The organism is Pseudomonas sp. BNK-44-b (genome assembly GCF_047456245.1).
In the GTDB taxonomy this organism is placed as follows: Bacteria; Pseudomonadota; Gammaproteobacteria; order Pseudomonadales; family Pseudomonadaceae; genus Aquipseudomonas; species Aquipseudomonas machongensis.
In genome coordinates, this window is sequence record NZ_CP179908.1 from 1551667 (window position 1) to 1572563 (window position 20897).

Here is a 20897-nt window from a genome sequence, read left to right on the forward strand (position 1 = left end):
CGCGGGCAAGCCCGCTCCCACAGGGTCGTTGCTCGTGGTTGACGTTAACGTAAACCTGCCTTTTCGGGCTGTCAATTGGATCATCACCTTTACGTAAACGTAAATGTGCGCCAAAGTACCCTTCGCTTGCTTCAGTCATGCCCAGAACAACCACAAGAAGGGACACCCATGAGTCAACCAAGCTACACCCGCGGCCGCCAGGACCGGCCCCTGCTGACCCAGACCATCGGCCAGGCGTTCGATGCCACCGTCACCCGCTGGCCCGAGCGCGAGGCCCTGGTGGTGCGCCACCAAGGCCTGCGCTACAGCTGGCGGGCGCTGGCCGAGCAGGTCGAGGTGCACGCCCGGGCGCTGATTGCCCTGGGCGTGGCCAGTGGCGATCGAGTCGGTATCTGGGCGCCGAACTGCGCGCAATGGTGCATCCTGCAGATCGCCACGGCGAAGGTCGGCGCGATCCTGGTCAACATCAACCCTGCGTACCGGGTGAGCGAGCTGGAGTACGTGCTGCGTCAGTCCGGCTGCAGTTGGCTGGTGTGCGCCGATGCTTTCAAGTCGTCCGACTATCACGCGATGGTCCAGGAACTGGTGCCCGAGCTGGGTGCGCAGCCGCTGGCGAGTGAGCGCCTGCCGGACCTGCGTGGCGTCATCAGCCTGTCGTCCACCCCGCCCGGCGGTTTTCTGCCCTGGGATGCGCTGGCCGAGCGGGGAGGGCAGGTCGATCCCCAGACGCTGCAGGCGAGGCAGCAGGGCTTGCAGTTCGACCAGGCGGTGAACATCCAGTACACCTCCGGCACCACTGGCGCGCCGAAAGGCGCCACGCTCAGCCACTACAACATCCTCAACAACGGCTTCATGGTCGGCGAAAGCCTGGGCCTGAGCGAACGGGACCGCATGGTAATCCCGGTGCCGCTGTACCACTGCTTTGGCATGGTCATGGCCAATCTGGGCTGCATCACCCACGGCAGCACCATGATCTACCCCAACGATGCCTTCGACCCCGAGTTGACGCTCCAGGCTGTGGCCGAAGAGCGTGCCAGCATCCTCTATGGCGTGCCGACCATGTTCATCGCCATGCTCGACCACCCGTCGCGCAGTATCCTGGACCTCTCGACCCTGCGCAGCGGCATCATGGCCGGCGCTACCTGCCCGATCGAGGTGATGCGCCGGGTGATCGAGCAGATGCACATGGGTGAAGTGCAGATCGCCTACGGCATGACCGAGACCAGCCCGGTGTCGCTGCAGACCGGCCCTGGCGACGAGCTGGAGCTACGCGTGACGACGGTTGGACGCACCCAGCCGCAGTTGGAGACCAAGCTGGTGGATGCGCAGGGTGTGATCGTCCCGCGGGGCGAGATCGGCGAATTGTGCACCCGCGGCTACAGCGTGATGCTTGGCTACTGGAATAACCCTGAAGCCACTCACCAGGCGATCGATCCGGCGCGCTGGATGCGCACGGGCGACTTGGCGGTGATGGACGAGCAGGGCTATGTGCGTATCGTCGGACGCAACAAGGACATGATCATCCGCGGGGGCGAAAACATCTATCCGCGCGAGCTCGAGGAGTTCTTCTATACCCACCCGGCGGTAGCCGATGCTCAGGTGATCGGGATTCCGTGCAGCCGCTACGGCGAGGAAATCGTTGCCTGGATCAAGCTGCACCCCGGGCACAGCGCCACGGTCGAGGACTTGCAGGCCTGGTGCAAGGCGCACATTGCGCACTTCAAGGTGCCGCGGCATTTCCGCTTCGTCGACGAGTTTCCGATGACGGTGACCGGCAAGGTGCAGAAATTCCGGATGCGCGAGATCAGCATCGCGGAACTTGCGCCGCACTGAAGCGCCGCCTGGCCTGAGAAGGCCAGGCGGATAGGACATGTCACTTAACAGCCTTGAACAAATCGTCGAAGGTTTCGGCGTCTTGGATATCGCTTTCTGCCAGGTCGGTTCCTAAATCGTCATTGAGGTATCGAACCAGTTTTGAGGTACTGCTGACGATGTCGGAAACTTTTGTTGCGCCGCTGATATCGGCCTCTTTCTTGTCGAATTTTTCGGCAAGCAGTTTTTTCAGTTCCTGTTCGGTAGCCATGTTCATTTATCCTTGGGTTGAGTCATGCGTCAATGTGTATTGAGTTTCAGGGGTCATTGGTCAGGCATGGGCGCACTCCTGTGTCATGCAGCGCTAACGGTCGCGAAAACCCTTGATAGCTCGGCTAAGTGCGCTGAAATCCCCTGGCTGAGCTTCGTCCCAGAACGTTCATATGGCCTCAATTGGCTTTCAGATAAGCAATGGACGAGAACATCATTTTTGTCGCGGGCCCACCTCCCCAACCTTCGAACTTGACGTGGTCTTCCGCCCAAGACACCACTTTCGCGGTGCACGTTTCTCCTGTTTTGTAGGCGTACTGGACCTGCTTGCCCACGAGGTCTTTGGCCGCTGCTTGCAGTTGAGCGAGCGTTTGGAAGGTGTCGGTCTTCTTGCGTATGGCGGCAATGGTTTTGGCATGGGAGTCTGCGCGTTTTGCAGCCTCCTGAGCTGAACGGGCTTTGGCTTGTGCGGTTGCAAGCTCGCCTTCGCTGGCCGCTGCCTCGGCGTCCTGATACGCCTTTTTTGCCTCGTCCACGGCTGCTTGCAGTTTGCCCATTGCACCCGTCGCCTCTTTTTTTTCTGCGCTTGCCTCGGGGATGTTCATGGACGTGGCTTGATAGTCGGCTTGCGCCGACTTCTGTGAGGCCTCGGCGGCCTCGGCTGCGGCCTTGGCAGAGGCAACCGCTGTGGCGATCTCAGCCTTGAGCTTGTCGGCGGCTTCTTGAGCAGCCTTTTCAGCAGCTTCACGCGCAGCCGCCTCGCGAGCCTTGGCCGCGTCCTGTGCATCCTTGCAGGCATTCTGAGCCGACTCGGCGGCCTCCCGGGCCGACTTGGCGTTTTTCTGCGCCTCATCTGCGCTGGCTTGCGCGCTGTCCACCTGGCCTTTCTTTGCAGCGGCTTCGGTGTTCTTGCGGGCGGTGCTGGCCGCTTCGGCAGCTTTCTCGGCTTTGGCGATCGCTTCAGTCACTTGCTTGAGCTGCTTGGCCGCCTCGGGCGCCTTCAGAGCCGGATTGTCAGCCTGCGCCTGGGCGGTTGCCAGTGCCGCATTGGCGGCCTGTTCCGCTTCTCGTGCAGTGACGATGGCATTGTCAGCGTTACCTGAACTTGCTGGCTGACTGCTGCCGTTGCCGCTTGGTGATTCGCCTGCTGCGCTGTCGCCCCCATCAGCAGAGCCGGTTGTACTTTCGGCCTGCAGCAGCTGCTTGACTTCGTCGCGAAATGCCGTAGGACCATCAACCGCGCTGTAGCTGACGGTGATGGTGATGTCTTTGAGCCTGCACTCATTGTCCCTGTAAAACTCAGGGTTGTTCCTGGCGCCGCCTGGGAACGCCAGCCGCCAGCTCGAGATCAGCCCGGTGCCTTCGAAGGGTTGATAGCGGGCCTTGTCGGGTACCGACGGCTGCAGATCGAAGTTACGCGACACTTCCTTGACCGACCACAGGGCAATGCTCTGGTTCGGCCGGAGGTCGCGAAGCACATGCTTGGGGCTGCCTTGGCTGGCCGAATACAGGTGGCGGGCGCCTTCGATGTCCGCTTCCAGAAGCACCTTGTTCGAGGTCTGGTAGAGCATGGCCGAGATAGGTTTCGAAGAACCTGACCCTGGGATTTCGAAGGCCAGCGTGATGCGTTCCAGGCGGCGCAGGTAATGGCCTGGGAAATCGATGTCGAACACTCGTGCCGGCAGCTCGAACAGGATTTCATCCTTGTCCAGTTGCTCGTGCAATTGGCTGGCGGTCCAGCCGGTGAGTTCCAGCAGGGAGAAATCCTTGCGGATATCCAGCGGCCTGTGGTTGTCGCGAATCGCCGCCACATCCATTTGCATCAGGTCGCGCTCAAGCGCTTCGCCCGCAAGCATCCCACGCCAGTTGTCGAGCCAGCCGTCCGTCCTGATCCAGCGACTGGTGAAATCGCCGAGTTCGTACCGCAGGCAGTTTTCGGCCATCAGGCAAAGGGAAGTGGTTGCGTCGTACGCGGTGCTGTAGATCTCCGACAGCCGACCGATCAACCACAGATAAGTGGTGTGGCTGGCGAATACCGATTGCATGACCTCGTATTCGGCCTGGTGCGCCTGGCGGGTTGCACGGGCCTCGTGCACGGCGATGCCGGCGGCCTTGATCTGTATGTCTCGCTCGCGCAGTTGAGCATCGATGATGCCGAGTTCATGTGTGGCCTGGTCGGCTTCATGCTGCCATTGCTGGCGACGCAGAATGTATTCCGCTTGCTTGTCGATCGTATTGCTCATGGTTTCGAGTGTCTCGGCCACAGCCTCCCAAGCATTGGCCGCCGACTCAAATGCTTCCTGCGGGCTGAAACCACCCACCGCCATACCGAAAATGGTCGGTGCCATTGCGGCGCCCGCTGCCATGGCGTAGCTGGGAACCGATGGCAGGCGGGTGGCGACAGAAGACGTTGCCAGTGCAAGCACAGCCGTTTCCAGCTCGATCACGCCTTCGTCCACCAGCCGCTGGTAATACTCCTGACGTTGTTCAATCATGGCTCTGGAGCGCAACACGGTGTCACGCTCGCGCTTGGCCAGTTCCAGCGCTTGCTCCTGCAGCTGACAAGGGAAGTCCAGCAGCCTGATCAGGTTGCGTTTGCCGAGCAGTTCCAGTTGCTGGGCGGCTTCGGTGTTGTAGAAGCCCAGCAAGGTTTGCCCCAAGGCGATCAGTTGCTGCACCGCTTCTCCGGCGCATTTGCGCGCCTCCTCGTAACGGCAGGGGGGCACGATGGGCGCAACCGGCGTGGCCTCGCCCCGGTCCTGGGCGACAACGCTGTTGCCCAGTGCGATCTGGTCGAGTGTGTCGGGGTCGAGCATGATCGCAGCGGGCTTGCCATCGAGGGTCAGGCCGTGGCGCAGGTTGAACAGACGGTCACGCAGCAGGTTGCGCAGCGTGACGAGCTTGTTGTTCAGCGGCGGGGTAAAGGCCGTGGAACTGGCCTCCGCTAGCGTCGGTGGCTGGGCCGGTGCGCTGGACAGGTCTTCGGGGAGCACGCCGATCAGGCGCAGCGCCTTGTCATAGCACAACGCGGCCTCGACCAGCGAATCCAGCGTCAGCATGCGGTATTGGTCATCACCCTGGCGTTGCCAGTTTTCCACCACGAACAGGTGCAGCGCCTTGCGGTAGCGCTCGGGTTCGGCGTAGGCCAGCAGGTCCGGGTCGTTGGTCTGGGCGCTGGCGGTGAAGGCTGCACGGGCCAGCAGAGGTCTTGTCAGCCAGAACAGCGGCGGGTGGTTCCCCTCGGGCACCCAGGTGCGGTAGGGGTCGAACAGGAACCGTGTGCACCAGCGCCAGGCTTGGCTGTATTCGCGGTTCTGGCGTTGCAGCCAGGTGACCAGGAACGGCACGTGGAAGAACAGCTCCCAGAAGTACAAGCCGTTGGCGCTGCGCAGGTCGACGATGGTGCCTGAACTTGCAGGTTCCAGGGGCGGTTCCGGCAAGTGTTGGGCCGTCCATGACAGCGATTGTTCGACCGATTGAGTAGCCAGTGCCACCAGTTGCTTGCCAAACAGGGTGTTCAGCCGCAGGGTACGGAAAGGGGGGGCACTGGTCTGGTCTTCGGCTTTGTCATTGACCTCCTTGAAGTCCAGGTACAGCGCCTGTGCTTCATTGCGGCAGATCTGCACACTGGGGATCGCGTCGTCGTCTTTCTCTTCCAGGGTATAGGCGCAGGTAGCCGTTGCGATGGGGGCGGTTGTACTGACTTGTTCGTCATAGAAGTCTAGCGAGACAGTATAGTCACGAATGTCCTTGTTGATGGGGAGGGCAAAATTGACAGCACCTTTGCCGTTGGCGATCAACGTGTCCTCGAATGCCATTTCGTGCTTGGGATCAAGGTAAAAAAGGATTTTGCGGCAGGCCGCCGGATGGAAGTATCTAAGGCGTAATATCGCCTGCAGCGATTCGTCAGCCAGGTCGGGCGCGATTTTTTTTAATTCATCGAGCTCTTCGGCGATGAGCGTGTTGATCGCGTCTGCCTTGTCCAGTGCTTTGGCGTTGTCAATGGCGGTGTGCAGTGCGATGGGCTGGCGTGGTTGCTCGATGTTGGTGATGCCAACCAGTTTGGAATACTGATCTGCAGGTAGGTAGCGTACTTTGAGCAGGAAATTCTTAATTTTACTGAATGCGTCAGCGTTGTCGGTGGGTAAAGTTTTGAATGTCTGCAGGTATTGTTCGTCAAGTCGTGCCAGCTCACGGGATGACAGTGTCCAGCTGGGGTTTGAGCTTCCTGTTGGTTTAATGTTCAGGCTTACAGTGAGTCCGGCGTAATCTGGGGTCGCTTCGATAAGCTCGGAGAATTCTGGCAGCGGCTGCTCCCATGTTTCTTTTGAATAAATGGGACCGTTTTTTTTGGAATGAATTTTCAGTATCTCAGAGGCATCTTCCCAGTTTGACAGTCTCCAGCTTTTCGGTACTAAAAAGCCTTTGGTGTTGGAGGTTAATTTTTTATAACAGTATGAGTTTTCAGGGGTGCTGAATTGTGCGGTTAGTTTTATGTAGGAGGTTATTGAAATCTCGTTTTGTGAAATCTCTTCTTGTGAGATCTTGTCTGAAAGCTCTTCTAGTAAATGCCCATATGTTGTTTCGCTTGTGAATATGATGGATTTAAAGTTTTTCTCTATGCAGTGGTGTTTTTGTGCTTTTGCTGAGTTTAATTGATCTTTCAGGTTTTTCGTTTTTTTTTTCGAACTCTTTGAGTTTTTCGGCGTATGCCTCTGGTTTTGAGTAGTGTTCTGCGTAATCCCATTCTTTTTCTATTTCATTTAGTTTGTTTTTTATTTGAGTTTCTTTATCGTCTGCTTTTTTTAGTTGGCTTATTTCGTGGCTGTTTTCTACAGTTATGAAGGAGCTAAGGATGTTGTCGGCGTCGAATGAGTCTGCAGGACCATAATGCATTTTCAGAGATAGCATTCTGAAACCGCAGTCTGATTCAAACGTTGCTGAAAGGTTTAGGTTGTCTTTTCTCAACCTCAATGCGCTGTCCAGCGTGACATCGACTGAAATGCAATCCAAAGCGTCAGACAATGATGCCTCAATAGAGGCCTGCCCGAGCGTACTGATTTCGTAGCGATCTTTTACTTCATCTTTAGAAGCCAGGTCGCTCCAGCTGAACGCTGTGGAATCTTCCTCGACCGTCTTCAGCTGGGTAACCGCCCCCACATAGGGATGTTGTACCGTCCGCGGGTCTCGGAAGAAGCTCAACCACAGCTTCACCATGTTTGTCTCGATGGGGCGGTCCGTCACGTTACCGAGATCGAGCGCTTTGTCCTCGAGCAACAGCAGGTCCTTGGTGCTGATGAAATAATCAACGTTGCGTGTCGGCTCTTTTCCTTCCTCCGCTGGCAGTGAGCTATCGAACACCACGGTGGTCAACCAGGGGTCGTGCAACCGATCCCCATGGATGTTGACCATGACCATCAACCCCGGCATGAACGTCCTGGTCTTCAAATACACGTTGGTGTTTGCAGCAGTCCCTGCTGTGTTGGTCGCCAGTACTTCGCTGCTCTTGAACACGCCTTGCTCGTCATGCCCGTCCAGCGTCATGAACTCATTGGGCGGGCTCCAGTTGCCATCGGTCTGCTGGAAGGCGAATAACACCCGCAAGGCAAAGTACTCGCTGGGCTTGCTGTCGGGCCCCATGGGAATCCCGGTGGTATCACGCTCGACCCACACCACATAACGACGACCGGCAACGATCACCGGGCGGATCAGCTCGATATGGGTACGGTTGTCGTCCGTCTTCGGCGGCAGTGGGGTCAGCGCGATCGTTGCGCTGACCGCCAGGCTGATCTTCTCCCACTCGCCCCACGCCAACATGCTCGGCACGCCCTGTTGATCACGCTGCGACATGTCCAGGGTGCGCCAGTAGAACTCGGTCGGCTCGACGTTGGTCTTGCCGATGAAATGGTAGGTATCGGTCAGTGGCGAGGTGCCGTCGGCATACACGGAGATCGGCTGGATATTGCTCAGGGTTTCGAAAGTACTCAGATAGCCAAGCATGGCCATATGGATGTCTTCGGGCTGGCATTTGCCCTGCGCCAGCTGAGTCTCCAGGTCTTTGAAGGCGCTGGTCTTGCGCTGGCGGCGGGTGGGGTCGATGAAGTTCTGGGGCTCGTTGTGCGCATCCTGGCGCAGCCTCCAGCGCTCGTAGCTGCTGCTGAAGTTTTCCCATTCGTCGCGCTCGGCGTCGCTGATCGCGGTGCTGCGGTAGCCGTTTTCCAGGCGTGAGTGGATCTGGTGCAGGTAGCGTTGCAGGCTGGCGGTGGCCGACAGCGTGCGGGTGGTCAGGGGTTCGTGAGACACCTGCAGGTCGATCAGCAGGTAGTCGGCCAGGGTCTGCGTGCTGGTGATCCAGCTGTGTGCCGGGTCGGTCGGCGCCCATTTGGCGATCATCCACTGCATCAGGGCGTCGCGCCAGGCAACGCTGTGCTGTTCATCGACCACCTTGCGCTGCTTGGCGCTGCAGCCTTTGCGCAGGGCCACGGCGGCCTGCTGGAAGGGGGCGTAGCTGTCGGTGCTGGGCAGCTTGCTCAGTTGCAACAAGGTGTCCAGTGCCAGCTGGTGTTTGTCTGCCAGCTCGAGGGTGCGCAGCAGGCGATCGATGCCCGTCAAGGTGTCGGGCGGCGCAATGTCGATCAAACCACAGAGAGAACCGCTGGTGCGGCCGAGCAGCTGTTCCAGGGCGGCCCAATGTTCTTTTGCCGTGTTGTCTGCAGATGACGCTTCGTCGTGCGCCTCGAACCTTTGCAGGTGAACCAGCAGGTCCTGTTCACCCATGCCCAGTGCTAGCCTGGCCAGTACTGCCTTGTAACGGCCGAGTTGATAGAGGGTGCTCAGGTCCAGCGGCCGGCACTTGTCCGATTTCGGATCCTTGAGGTTGAACCTCTCTGGGGTAAGCGTCAGCTGATCCAGCAAGTGTGCGCTGAGTTTGAACAGTTTTGTCACGTCGGCGTAGCGTTGCAGGGTTGACCACTGCGTGAGGTCACTTTCGGTGAAGCACGCCTTTGGTGTCGTTGACTCTGCAGTACACTGCGCAGCGATGGCCGCTATCCGGGTGCTCAACAGCTCGGCGTCGACCCCGGCCCAGCGCAGCAGGGGCGCAACAAGGTTTGGTGATTCGAGCCCCAGTGCCGTTTTCAGCTGCAGGTGAAGGGCATCGGCGTTCTGGCTGCCTTGAGGGTTGAACGCATTTCCCCACGCCGGGTGGAAGCCAGGCGCCCGGGGATTGAGCAGGTAGGCCAGTTGCAAGGCGTCCATGCCCTGGTGCTGCAGCCACTCCGCAGCCTGCAGCACACCGGCGATCACATCGATGATGTCGGCTTTGCCGGGCTCGCCTGCAAGGCTTGGCTGGCCGGCCAATTGTTGGCAGTAGACAGGGTCCTGATTCATCAGTACGTCGATCAGGGACAGGCTCTGCAGGGTCGACGTGCCGAACACCCGGGCCAGGGCAACGATCCGGTAGCAGGCCGAGACCACGGCCAGCGAGCGTGTCGGTTTTTGCAGATTCTGTGCTTTGACCACCCGATCCAAAATGCCCCGCAGCAAGGTGTCATCCACCTTCAGGCCAAGCGCCAGTTGCTTGACTGTCAGGCCGTCGGCACCTGTGGTGGACGCAGGATCGAACGCCTTGTCGTCCAGTTTCAGGGAGGGTTGTGCAGGTTGGCCGTCTTCATCATGCCCGGCGGCGAACAGTTGGTCGTAGAACGAAGCCTGCCGCCCGGTGGCATAGGGTGAGAGTGCATCGATCAACGCAGCATACTGCTCGGCACTGACGTTGTATTTTTGCTGCAGATGACGGAACAGCCCGAGTGCGCGCAGGGTCTTGTCCGTCAATTGATAGTTGCCGGTCTGGCCTTCGGCACGCAGCGCAGCCATGACCAGCGTGTCAGTCTGGGCTGCGCTCAGGCCCAGGGCCCGCTGCAGGCGCAGTATGCGTTGGAGGCGGTCCAGGTGGGCATCGGTGAGGCCTTCGATGCGCACGATTTTTTTTGTCGCAGGCTGCGCGGGCGCCGATTCGAGCAGATACAACGGCGTTGCACCGTTATTGATGAACACGGCGCCATATACCTGGCTGGATGGCTTGGCGGCTGTGGGCACGTGGGGGCTGCGGGTCACCGCCGTACCGCCCTTGCCGACAGCCTCTACAGCCAGCAACTGGCGCAGTTCACGACGGCTCAGTGCCAGCGCCTTGGCCAGCTTTCGCGTCGTATCGTACGCGGTTGCACTGAGCATCAGCTCGCTGGGCGTAGCGTCGAGCAGCAGGGTCCGCAGTTGCGGCGAGAAACCGCTGGCCAGTGTGGTGGCAGTCCGCTGGGTGGCCGAGGGCAGATGGTCGAATGTGAACAGTGGATAACAGAGGCTGGTAGCACTCAGCAGGTCCCACAACTGTACCTGTTTGGCCGCCAGTGTCGCTTTTACCGACTCCCAGGCACGATGGAAGGGCACACTGGCTTGGCCGGAGCCTTGCGCAACCGCTGCTTGTAGCGTCTGATTCTTTGCCAGGGCTTGCTGAGCACGGTTTTCCAGCAGTTCAAGCGTAATCCTGATCTTGGGCAGGGTACGCCGGGCGTTTCTGTCGTCGAGCTTCAACGTCAGCAGGTCAGGGCGCCGTGTCAGCAGGGTGATCGGTGCGTTGACATCCGCGCGTACTTCGAACGCTTGAATCAGTTCCTTGAGGTGCACCAGGTAGGCCAGCCTGCTGTCGTTGCTCATCAACGCCCCGGGCGCGCAGCGTGTGCGGTCTTCCGGGAACAGCTTCATGTAGTTGGCGGCGTCTGGGCGGTTGGCAGGGTTGGTGGCGTCATTCATCGCGGACAGTCCTCGGCAGATGCTGTTGCGCTGACGCGGCTGTAAATCTGCGCCAGGCCCACTGCGGCAAACTACACGCGTCCGCCGCAGGGCACACCTGACAGAAATACTAGGTAGGTCGATGTTTCGCAGGCTCATGCAGGGCCAGGCATGCGCTCAAAGTGGCCACGCCGTGGTTTGCCTGAACTGTGTTGTGACAGCGGCTTGCGCCGCCAAGGGGCACTGAACGGCCCCGGCTGTTGGTCGAATACAGCAGTGCCCGCCTGCCGGGCAGGCCAGCGATATGGCGGAATCATTGTGCACCTGTGTGACCTGGCCTGGTCTATGCTCAGGCCTTCACCGGCGGCTCCTGGCTCGGCGGGTCACCTACCGTCGGTGGCACGGTCGGTTTGATCGGCAGTTCGTCCGGATCTTCCTCGGGCACCGGCGGCGGCAGGGCCGGGTCATCGATGTTCGGATCGGGCGTCTCCGGTGGGATGGGAATGTTCATGGCCTGACCTCGCGCGGTGGATGAAGAGGTTCTGCAGGCTTCGACCGATTGCTGCAGCCATTCGCTCAATTTTTTTGAACCCACCGCGTACCCACGGCTCTGAACCCTTACCGCCACCAGCTTAGGGGAGCAAGGTTCGATGTCCGGTAATGAGCCCGTCGCAAAAGCGCCTTTCGAGCAAGTGCCCAAGGCCAACGATCATCCCGACCAGGCCATCAGCCTGTCCCAGGCCTTGCTGGCGCCACGCATCGTGATCGAGGACACCACGCCCGTGCTCGACGGCGGCACTTTCGCGGTCAAGGCGGTAAGCGGACAGGCGGTGCAGGTCACCAGCAAGGTCTACAGCGACGGTCATGACCGCCTGGCGGTGGTCTTGCACTGGCGCCAGGCTCACAGCCGGCACTGGCATGGCGTGCCGATGACCTCGGCAGGCAACGACCTGTGGGTTGCCGAGTTCACCCCAGTGGAGCTGGGCTTGCACCTGTTCGGCATCGAAGCCTGGATCGATCCCTACGCCACGTACTGTCACGACCTCGAGAAGAAGTATCACGCCGGTGTCGAGGTCAAGCTGGAGCTGGAGGAGGGCAGGCTGCTGCTGGGTAAGGGCATCGAGCGCAGCGAAGGGCCGTTGCGCGAGCAGCTCGAGCAGTTGCAACAGCGCTTGCCGACGCTGGCACCGGACGATCAGGTGGCGTTGCTGCTGAGCCCCGAAAGCGCCAGCCTGATGAGCCAGGCCGAACACCGCAGTTACCTGACCCGCAGTCCCGAGCTGCCGCTGGACGTGGACCGCGAGCGCGCCCTGTTCGCCAGCTGGTACGAACTGTTCCCGCGCTCTGTCACTGACGATCCGGCGCGCCACGGCACGTTCGACGATGTGCACCAGCGCCTGCCGATGATCCGCGACATGGGCTTCGACGTGTTGTACTTCCCGCCCATCCATCCCATCGGCAAGCGGCACCGCAAGGGGCGCAACAATGCCTTGCAGGCGGGCCCCGACGATCCGGGCAGCCCCTACGCCATCGGCAGCCCAGACGGCGGTCACGACGCCATCCACCCGCAACTGGGCACCCGCGAAGACTTCCGTCGGCTGGTCGCCGCCGCCGCCGAGCACGGCTTGGAAATCGCCCTCGACTTCGCCATCCAGTGTTCCCAGGACCACCCCTGGCTTACCGAACACCCGGGCTGGTTCAGCTGGCGCCCGGATGGCACCATTCGCTACGCCGAGAACCCGCCGAAAAAATACCAGGACATCGTCAACGTCGATTTCTATGCGCCCGAGGCCGTCCCCTCGTTGTGGCTGGCACTGCGCGATGTGGTGGTTGGTTGGGTCGAGGAGGGCGTACGCACCTTCCGTGTCGACAACCCGCACACCAAGCCGCTGCCTTTCTGGCAATGGCTGATCGCCAATGTGCGCAGCCAGTACCCTGATGTGATCTTCCTGGCCGAGGCCTTTACCCGGCCGGCGATGATGGCGCGCCTGGGCAAGGTCGGGTACGCGCAGAGCTACACCTATTTCACCTGGCGCAATACCAAGCAGGAGTTGCGCGAGTACTTCGAACAGCTCAACCAGCCGCCGTGGAGCCTGTGCTACCGGCCGAACTTTTTCGTCAACACCCCCGACATCAACCCCTTTTTCCTGCAGACCAGCGGCCGCGCCGGTTTTCTCATCCGTGCGGCGCTGGCGACCATGGGCTCGGGCCTGTGGGGCATGTACTCGGGGTTCGAGCTGTGCGAGGGCACGCCGTTGCCGGGCAAGGAGGAGTACCTGGATTCGGAGAAGTACGAGATCCGCCCGCGCGACTTCACCGCGCCCGGCAACATCGTCGCCGAGATCGCCCAGCTCAACCGCATCCGCCGACAGAACCGCGCCTTGCAGACGCACCTGGGCGTGGCCTTCTTCAACTGTTGGAACGACCAGATCCTGTATTTCGCCAAGCGCACGCCCGAGCGCGACAACTTCATCCTGATCGCCATCAGCCTCGATCCGTACAACGCCCAGGAAGCGCATTTCGAACTGCCGCTGTGGGAGCTGGGGCTCGATGACAGCGCCGATACGCAAGGTGAAGACCTGATGACCGGGCACCGCTGGACCTGGCATGGCAAGACCCAGTGGATGCGCATCGAGCCTTGGCACCAGCCGTTCGGCATCTGGCGAATCAGCAAGCTCGGCTGATCCCTTTGCCGGGGTGGGCTTTTGCGGGCGTGACCCGACAAGCCTGCCGCCACTCACAAGGCCGCTCCTGCACAGGGGCGTGCCGAACCCAGAATTGAAAGGAGTCGCACATGGCCAAGCGTTCCCGCCCGGCAGCCTTCATCGACGACCCGCTGTGGTACAAGGATGCGGTGATCTACCAGTTGCACATCAAGTCGTTTTTCGATTCCAACAACGACGGTATCGGGGATTTCGCCGGCCTGATCAGCAAGCTCGACTATATCGCCGAGCTGGGTGTCAACACGCTCTGGCTGCTGCCGTTCTACCCCTCGCCGCGCCGTGACGACGGCTATGACATCGGCGAATACAAGGCTGTGCACCCCGACTATGGCAGCATGGCCGACGCCCGGCGCTTCATCGCCGAGGCGCACAAGCGCGGGCTGCGGGTGATCACCGAGCTGGTCATCAACCACACCTCCGACCAGCACCCCTGGTTCCAGCGAGCCCGCCACGCCAAGCGCGGCAGCAAGGCCCGGGACTTCTACGTGTGGTCGGACGACGACCAGAAGTACGACGGCACGCGGATCATCTTCCTCGACACCGAGAAGTCCAACTGGACCTGGGACCCGGTCGCCGGCCAGTACTTCTGGCATCGCTTCTACTCGCACCAGCCGGACCTGAACTTCGACAACCCGCAGGTGATGAAGGCGGTGATCGGGGTCATGCGCTTCTGGCTCGACATGGGTGTCGACGGTCTGCGTCTGGACGCGATTCCGTACCTGATCGAACGCGACGGCACCAATAACGAGAACCTGCCGGAGACCCATGACGTGCTCAAGGCGATCCGCGCCGAGATCGACGCCAACTACCCTGATCGCATGCTCCTGGCCGAGGCCAATCAGTGGCCGGAAGACACCCGCCCGTACTTCGGCGAAGGCGATGGCGACGAATGCCACATGGCTTTCCATTTCCCGTTGATGCCGCGCATGTACATGGCCCTGGCCATGGAGGACCGCTTTCCGATCACCGACATCCTGCGCCAGACCCCGGAGATTCCCGCCAACTGCCAGTGGGCGATCTTCCTGCGCAACCACGATGAGCTCACCCTGGAGATGGTCACCGATCGCGAGCGCGACTATCTGTGGAACTACTACGCCGAGGACCGCCGCGCGCGCATCAACCTGGGTATCCGCCGGCGCCTGGCGCCGCTGTTGCAGCGCGACCGCAGGCGCATCGAACTGCTGACCAGCCTCCTGCTGTCGATGCCCGGCACTCCGACGCTGTACTACGGCGACGAGCTGGGCATGGGCGACAACATCTACCTCGGTGACCGTGATGGGGTGCGCACACCCATGCAATGGTCGCCAGACCGCAACGGCGGCTTCTCCAAGGCCGACCCGCAGCGCCTGGTGCTGCCGCCGATCATGGACCCGCTGTATGGCTACCAGACGGTGAATGTCGAGGCCCAGAGCCACGATCCGCACTCGCTGCTCAACTGGAACCGGCGCCTGCTCGCGGTGCGCAAGCAGCAGAAGGCCTTCGGTCGCGGCACCTTGAAGATGCTGACCCCGAGCAACCGGCGCATCCTCGCCTACGTGCGCGAGTACACCGATGCCGACGGCAACAGCGAGACCATCCTGTGCGTGGCCAACGTCTCGCGCGCGGCGCAGGCCGCCGAACTGGACCTCTCGCAATATGCCGAGCGGGTGCCGGTGGAAATGCTCGGAGGCAGCGCATTCCCGCCCATCGGCCAGTTGCCGTTCCTGCTGACCCTGCCACCGTATGCCTTCTACTGGTTCCTGCTGGCCTCCCACGACCGCATGCCCAGCTGGCACATCCAGCCTGCCGAAGGCTTGCCGGAACTGACCACGTTGGTGCTGCGCAAGCGTCTGGAGGAGTTGCTCGAAGCCCCGTCGGCAGACACCTTGCAGGCGTCGATCCTGCCGCAGTACCTGCCCAAGCGGCGCTGGTTCGCCGGCAAGGAAGGGCCGATAGACGCGGTGCGCATTCGCTATGGCGTGCGTTTCGGCACGCCGTCCACCCCGGTGTTGCTCAGCGAGCTTGAGGTGCTCAGTGACGGTGTGACCAGCCATTACCAACTGCCGTTCGGGCTGCTGCCTGAAGAGCAGATCCACAGCGCCTTGCCCCAGCAGCTGGCGTTGTCGCGGGTGCGCCGAGGTCGACAGGTCGGGCTGATCACCGATGCCTTCGTGCAGGAGTCGTTCGTGCGGGCCGTGTTGCGCGCCTGTCAGGATGACACCCGCCTGCCCTCGAGCGCCGGCGAGCTGCGCTTCGAGTGTACCGAGCAGCTCGCTGGCCTGGCGCTGGGTGAGGACAGTGAGGTGCGCTACCTCAGTGCCGAGCAGTCCAACAGTTCGGTGGTGATCGGTGAGCGCGTGGTGCTCAAACTGATCCGACGGGTCAATCCCGGCATTCACCCGGAGCTGGAAATGAGCGCCTACCTCACCGCGGCCGGCTTTGCCAATATCTCGCCGCTGCTGGCCTGGGTCAGTCGTGTGGATGAGCAGGCGCAATCCCACCTGCTGATGATTGCCCAGGGTTACCTGAGTAACCAGGGCGATGCCTGGTCATGGACCCAGAACACCCTGGAGCGAGCGATCCGCGACGAGATGGAGCCCACGCAGGGCAGTGCCGAGGCGCACACCGATGCCTTGTCGGAACTCTCGGGTTTCGCCACCTTGTTGGGGCAGCGACTGGGAGAGATGCACCTTTTGCTGGCCGCGCCTACCGCCGATCAAGCCTTTGCACCGCGCCCCAGCGACACCCAGGACAGTGAGCGCTGGGGCCTGCAGATCAATGCCGAGCTCAGCCGCGCCCTCGAGCTGCTGGCCCAGCATCGTGAGCAACTGGACAGCGAAAGCCAGGCGTTGGTCGATGACCTGCAACAGCAACGCGAGGGCCTTGCCCAGCACATCGAGATGCTCGCACGCCAGGCCCAGGGCGGCCTGCTGATGCGCGTGCATGGCGACCTGCATCTGGGTCAGGTACTGGTGGTGCAAGGCGATGCCTACCTGATCGATTTCGAAGGCGAGCCAGCACGGCCGTTGGACGAGCGCCGGGCCAAGCACAGCCCGTACAAGGATGTCAGCGGCGTGCTGCGCTCGTTCGACTATGCTGCAGCGATGATCTTGCGCAGCGCCTCGGCGGTAGACCTCTCCGACGCTGCGCGCCAGGCTCGTCAACGGGTTGCCCGGCAGTACCTGCATCAGTCGCGTCATGCCTTCGTCGAAGCCTACGGCCTGGCCACCGCCGCCATTGCCCATGCCTGGCAGCACGCCGAGGGCGAGCGTGCGGCGCTGGAGCTGTTCTGCCTGGAGAAGGCGGCCTACGAAATCACTTATGAAGCCGATAACCGACCCGGCTGGCTGGCCGTGCCTTTGCATGGTCTGCATGGGTTGATCAGTACTTGGGGCGAAGCATGAACCCTGTAGGGAAGGCAGTGTTGCCTGGCACCGGCTGCGCCGGTGATCGCGGGACGAGCCCGCTCCAACAGGTACTGTTGTGCAGGGGTGGGAGCGGGCTCGTCCCGCGATCATGGGCGCAGCCCGTGCCCGGCACTGCGTTACTTTGAAAAATATATGGAATATGGAAAGGGGCAGTGAGATGAATGCATCAATGCGTAGCAACGGCGGCCTTCGCCAACGCGATCTCGACGCCCTGGCCAGCGCCGCGCACGCAGATCCGTTCGCGGTGCTTGGCCCGCACGTCGACGGGGCGGGCGACGAAGTCATCCGCGCCTTCCTGCCAGGCGCCTTGAACGCCCGGGTGTTGGCGCGTCACGACGGGCGCATTCTCGCCGAGATGGAGCAGGGCAGCCTGCCGGGCCTGTTCAGCGCGTACCTGGACGAGCGCCAGCCCTACCTGCTGCAGATCGGCTGGGCCGGAGGTGAGCAGATCACCGAGGATCCCTACAGCTTCGGCCCGCAGCTTGGCGACATGGACCTGTACCTGTTCGCCGAGGGCAATCATCGTGACCTGTCCGGGCGCTTCGGTGCCCAGCCCATCCAGGTCGACGGCATCGACGGCGTGTGCTTCTCGGTCTGGGCGCCCAACGCCCGGCGCGTCTCGGTAGTGGGCGACTTCAACAACTGGGACGGCCGTCGCCATCCCATGCGCCTGCGCCACGATGCCGGGGTGTGGGAGCTGTTCATCCCGCGCCTGGGCGTGGGCGAAACCTACAAGTTCGAAGTGCTGGGGGCGCACGGCGTACTGCCGCTGAAGGCCGACCCGCTGGCCCGCGCCACCGAACTGCCGCCCAGCACGGCCTCGAAGGTCGCAGGTGCGCTCAGCCACGACTGGCGCGACCAGCAGTGGATGGAGCAACGTGCCCAACGCCATGCCTATAGCGCACCGTTGTCCATTTACGAACTGCACGCTGGCTCCTGGCGCTGCGAGCTGGACGAAGCCGGTGAGGTCGCGCGCTTCTACAACTGGCGCGAGCTGGCCGAGCGCCTGGTGCCCTATGTGCAAGAACTGGGTTTCACCCATATCGAGCTGCTGCCGATCATGGAGCATCCCTTCGGTGGCTCCTGGGGCTACCAGCCGCTGTCGCTGTTCGCACCCACCTCCCGCTACGGCAGTGCGGAAGATTTTGCTGCCTTCATCGATGCCTGCCACCAGGGCGGCATCGGCGTGATCCTCGACTGGGTGCCAGCGCATTTCCCCACCGACGAGCACGGCCTGGCGCGCTTCGACGGCACCGCACTGTACGAGTACGACAACCCGCTCGAAGGGTTTCACCAGGACTGGAACACGCTGATCTACAACCTCGGGCGCAACGAGGTGCGAGGCTTCATGCTCGCCTCGGCGTTGCACTGGCTCAAGCACTTCCACATCGACGGCCTGCGCGTCGATGCCGTGGCCTCGATGCTGTACCGCGACTACTCGCGCAAGGCCGGCGAGTGGGTGCCCAATCGCTATGGGGGGCGTGAGAACCTCGAGGCGATCGACTTCATTCGTCAGCTCAACGACATCGCGCTGCACGAGGCGCCCGGTGCGCTGATCATTGCCGAAGAGTCCACTGCCTGGCCAGGTGTCAGCCAACCCACGCAGCAGGGCGGCCTGGGCTTCGCCTACAAGTGGAACATGGGCTGGATGCACGACACCTTGCACTACATCCAGAACGATCCCGTGCACCGCGCCCATCACCACAACGAGATGAGCTTCGGCCTGATCTACGCCTACTCCGAGCATTTCATCCTGCCCATCTCCCACGATGAAGTGGTACACGGCAAGCATTCGCTGATCGACAAGATGCCCGGCGATCGCTGGCAGAAATTCGCCAACCTGCGCGCCTACCTGACGTTCATGTGGATGCACCCGGGCAAGAAACTGCTGTTCATGGGCTGCGAGTTCGGCCAGTGGCGCGAGTGGAACCACGACCAGCAACTGGATTGGTACCTGTTGCAGTATTCCGAGCACCAGGGCGTTCAGAAGCTGGTGGGCGATCTGAACCGGCTCTACCGCGAACTGCCGGCCCTGCACGAGCAGGATTGCCAGCCCCAGGGCTTCCAGTGGCTGATCGGCGACGATGCCGCTAACAGCGTCTATGCCTGGCTGCGCTGGAGCAGTGCCGGCGAGCCGCTGCTGGTGGTGGCCAACTTCACCCCGGTGCCGCGTGAGGGCTATCGCATCGGTGTGCCGTTCGGCGAGCGCTGGGTCGAGTTGCTCAACAGCGACGCAGAGCTGTATGCCGGGAGCAATGTCGGCAATCTCGGGGCGGTGGCCGGCGAGGCGGTGGCAAGCCATGGGCAGCCGCTGTCGCTGGCTTTGAACCTGCCGCCTTTAGGGGTTCTGGTCATGAAGCCCGCCTGATGTCGCGGCGCATCCTCCTGGAGGGGGATGCGCCGTACTGGTTGATCACCAGCGCATCCGTACCCCAAGGCTTCCGATCAGCCCATTGAGGTCATTGTCATCCACATCACTGCTGTAGTCGGCACTGACGAACAGCGCCACCGTCGGCGTGACCCGCGCCACCAAGCCCAGGCCCAGTTCCACGGTCGCTGCACTGCGCGAGCTGGAGATCTTGTCGACCTGATCCAGTTTCACCGCGTCGCTGTCGTTGAAGTCGTACCAGACGTTGGTCCGCACGTAGGGTTCGATCGGCATGCCGCGCACTTCGTAGCGCCCCGACAGTTTCGCGCCCACCCGGCCACTCCAGCTCGGCTGGCTGTCGAATGCCTGCAGGGTCTCGGCCTGGGCCTGGTTACCGGGGAAGAACTGCTGGTTGATCAACTGCGCCTGCGGCTCGATCACCCAGTGGTTGCCCAGGCCGATGGGGAAACCACCCTCGACCGAGAAGGTCATCGCATGGCCGCTGTCGTCCAGGCGCTGGCCGCTCTGGCTGCGGCCGTTGACGTCGATGCGCGTGCCCATGGCCACCGCATCCACATGCCAGCCCTGGTCGTGGGTCATGCTCCAGTAAACGCCCAGGCTCTCGCCGCTGAGGTTGACCGCGTTGCGCTGCTTGTCACCGAGCAGCGGACGCATGCCGTTGAAGCTGCTCTGCAGAGTGTTGTGGCCGACGAACACCCCGGCGCGGTGCACGTTGCCGCTGGCGGTCTCGCGTACGAACAGGTCCGGGCCGATCATCAGTTGCTGGCTGGGCGCCTCCAGTCGGGCCGGTGGCGCGGAGGCCGGTTGCGCAGCGCCGGGGAAGAATTGCGCCCATTGGCTGGCGACCAGATCCATCGGCACGTTCCCGTGGCGCGCGCTCATGCGCTCGGAGAACGCCTGCAGCGTGCCCATCCCCAGACCACTGGCGCTCACCGGATTGAGCGACAGCAGCGGTACCGCCGGTGGCTGCATCAGGTTGGCGAAAGGGGTGTCTTCGTCAAGACCAAGCGCAAAGGTTTCCACCGGGGTTGCCAGAAGCAGCGACGTGGAAACCGCGCAGAACAGCCGGTCGAAACGCAAAGGGTTCGATGCTCGTTTCATGGCGGATCTCCTGTTTCTTGTGGGTAACAGCCAAGGCCTGGCCTGTTGTCACGAGCTGTACGACAAGAAACAGGGGGCGACACAAACCAGCACGCGGAAGTCTGCTGGCGCGCGTAAAGACGCGGGCCAGAAAGCTCGGCGCGAAGTTTTCGCAGTGGGCGTTATGTTCAGCTAAGGAGAGCGGGCGCATTGCGTCAAGAAAATGTTGGCGGGATGAGAAAATTGTGTTGTGACAGATAACGTGCTGAATTAAAACGTGATTATTGTTCGTTTAGCAATGTGGGTTCTTTGCCTGGGTTGGGTTATGCCGAAACATTGCTAGCCGAGGTTTTTGCTGTATCGGCGGTTCTTTTCCCGGCTGGCTACCTGTTATTTCTGTCAGTTTCGTGCGGGCGTATTTGTATCTAG

The 20897-nt window shown here is 61.6% G+C and carries 9 protein-coding genes; 4 read left to right on the forward strand and 5 right to left on the reverse strand.

Features of this window, described 5'->3' with window-relative positions; translation table 11 throughout:
• The first annotated feature begins 168 nt into the window (after positions 1–168).
• A complete protein-coding gene (locus tag ACMGGG_RS07325) occupies positions 169–1833 on the forward strand; it encodes an AMP-binding protein (protein ID WP_414155129.1) in 1665 nt (554 codons plus the stop codon).
• A gap of 40 nt (positions 1834–1873) precedes the next feature.
• On the opposite strand, the gene ACMGGG_RS07330 is transcribed toward ACMGGG_RS07325, so the two are convergent.
• The 4 genes from ACMGGG_RS07330 to ACMGGG_RS07345 all read right to left on the reverse strand — a co-directional run bounded on the left by ACMGGG_RS07330 (position 1874) and on the right by ACMGGG_RS07345 (position 11380).
• Entirely contained in the window at positions 1874–2083 is a 210-nt protein-coding gene (locus ACMGGG_RS07330) for a hypothetical protein (RefSeq protein ID WP_414155130.1), read from the reverse strand.
• 178 nt (positions 2084–2261) lie between these two features.
• Positions 2262–5900 (reverse strand): hypothetical protein, encoded by a 3639-nt coding sequence (locus ACMGGG_RS07335; protein WP_414155934.1) that lies wholly within the window; start codon positions 5898–5900, stop codon positions 2262–2264.
• Between the two features lie 787 nt (positions 5901–6687).
• Positions 6688–10890, reverse strand: coding sequence for a neuraminidase-like domain-containing protein (locus ACMGGG_RS07340; RefSeq protein ID WP_414155132.1), 4203 nt, complete (start codon positions 10888–10890; stop codon positions 6688–6690).
• A gap of 328 nt (positions 10891–11218) precedes the next feature.
• Positions 11219–11380, reverse strand: a complete 162-nt coding sequence (locus ACMGGG_RS07345) for a hypothetical protein (protein ID WP_172964780.1) — start codon at positions 11378–11380, stop codon at positions 11219–11221.
• Positions 11381–11519: 139 nt separating this feature from the next.
• Between ACMGGG_RS07345 and ACMGGG_RS07350 the strand changes: the two genes are divergently transcribed.
• From ACMGGG_RS07350 to glgB, 3 genes are all read left to right on the forward strand, one after another.
• Entirely contained in the window at positions 11520–13553 is a 2034-nt protein-coding gene (locus ACMGGG_RS07350) for an alpha-1,4-glucan--maltose-1-phosphate maltosyltransferase (RefSeq protein WP_414155133.1), read from the forward strand.
• A gap of 110 nt (positions 13554–13663) precedes the next feature.
• Positions 13664–16975 carry a maltose alpha-D-glucosyltransferase gene (treS, locus tag ACMGGG_RS07355; RefSeq protein ID WP_414155134.1) on the forward strand — a complete coding sequence of 1104 codons (3312 nt, stop codon included), beginning with the start codon at positions 13664–13666 and terminating at the stop codon, positions 16973–16975.
• 181 nt (positions 16976–17156) lie between these two features.
• A complete protein-coding gene (glgB, locus tag ACMGGG_RS07360) occupies positions 17157–19367 on the forward strand; it encodes a 1,4-alpha-glucan branching protein GlgB (RefSeq protein WP_414155135.1) in 2211 nt (736 codons plus the stop codon).
• Positions 19368–19412: 45 nt separating this feature from the next.
• On the opposite strand, the gene ACMGGG_RS07365 is transcribed toward glgB, so the two are convergent.
• Positions 19413–20489, reverse strand: a complete 1077-nt coding sequence (locus tag ACMGGG_RS07365; RefSeq protein ID WP_414155136.1) for an autotransporter domain-containing protein — start codon at positions 20487–20489, stop codon at positions 19413–19415.
• Between the last annotated feature and the right edge of the window lie 408 nt (positions 20490–20897).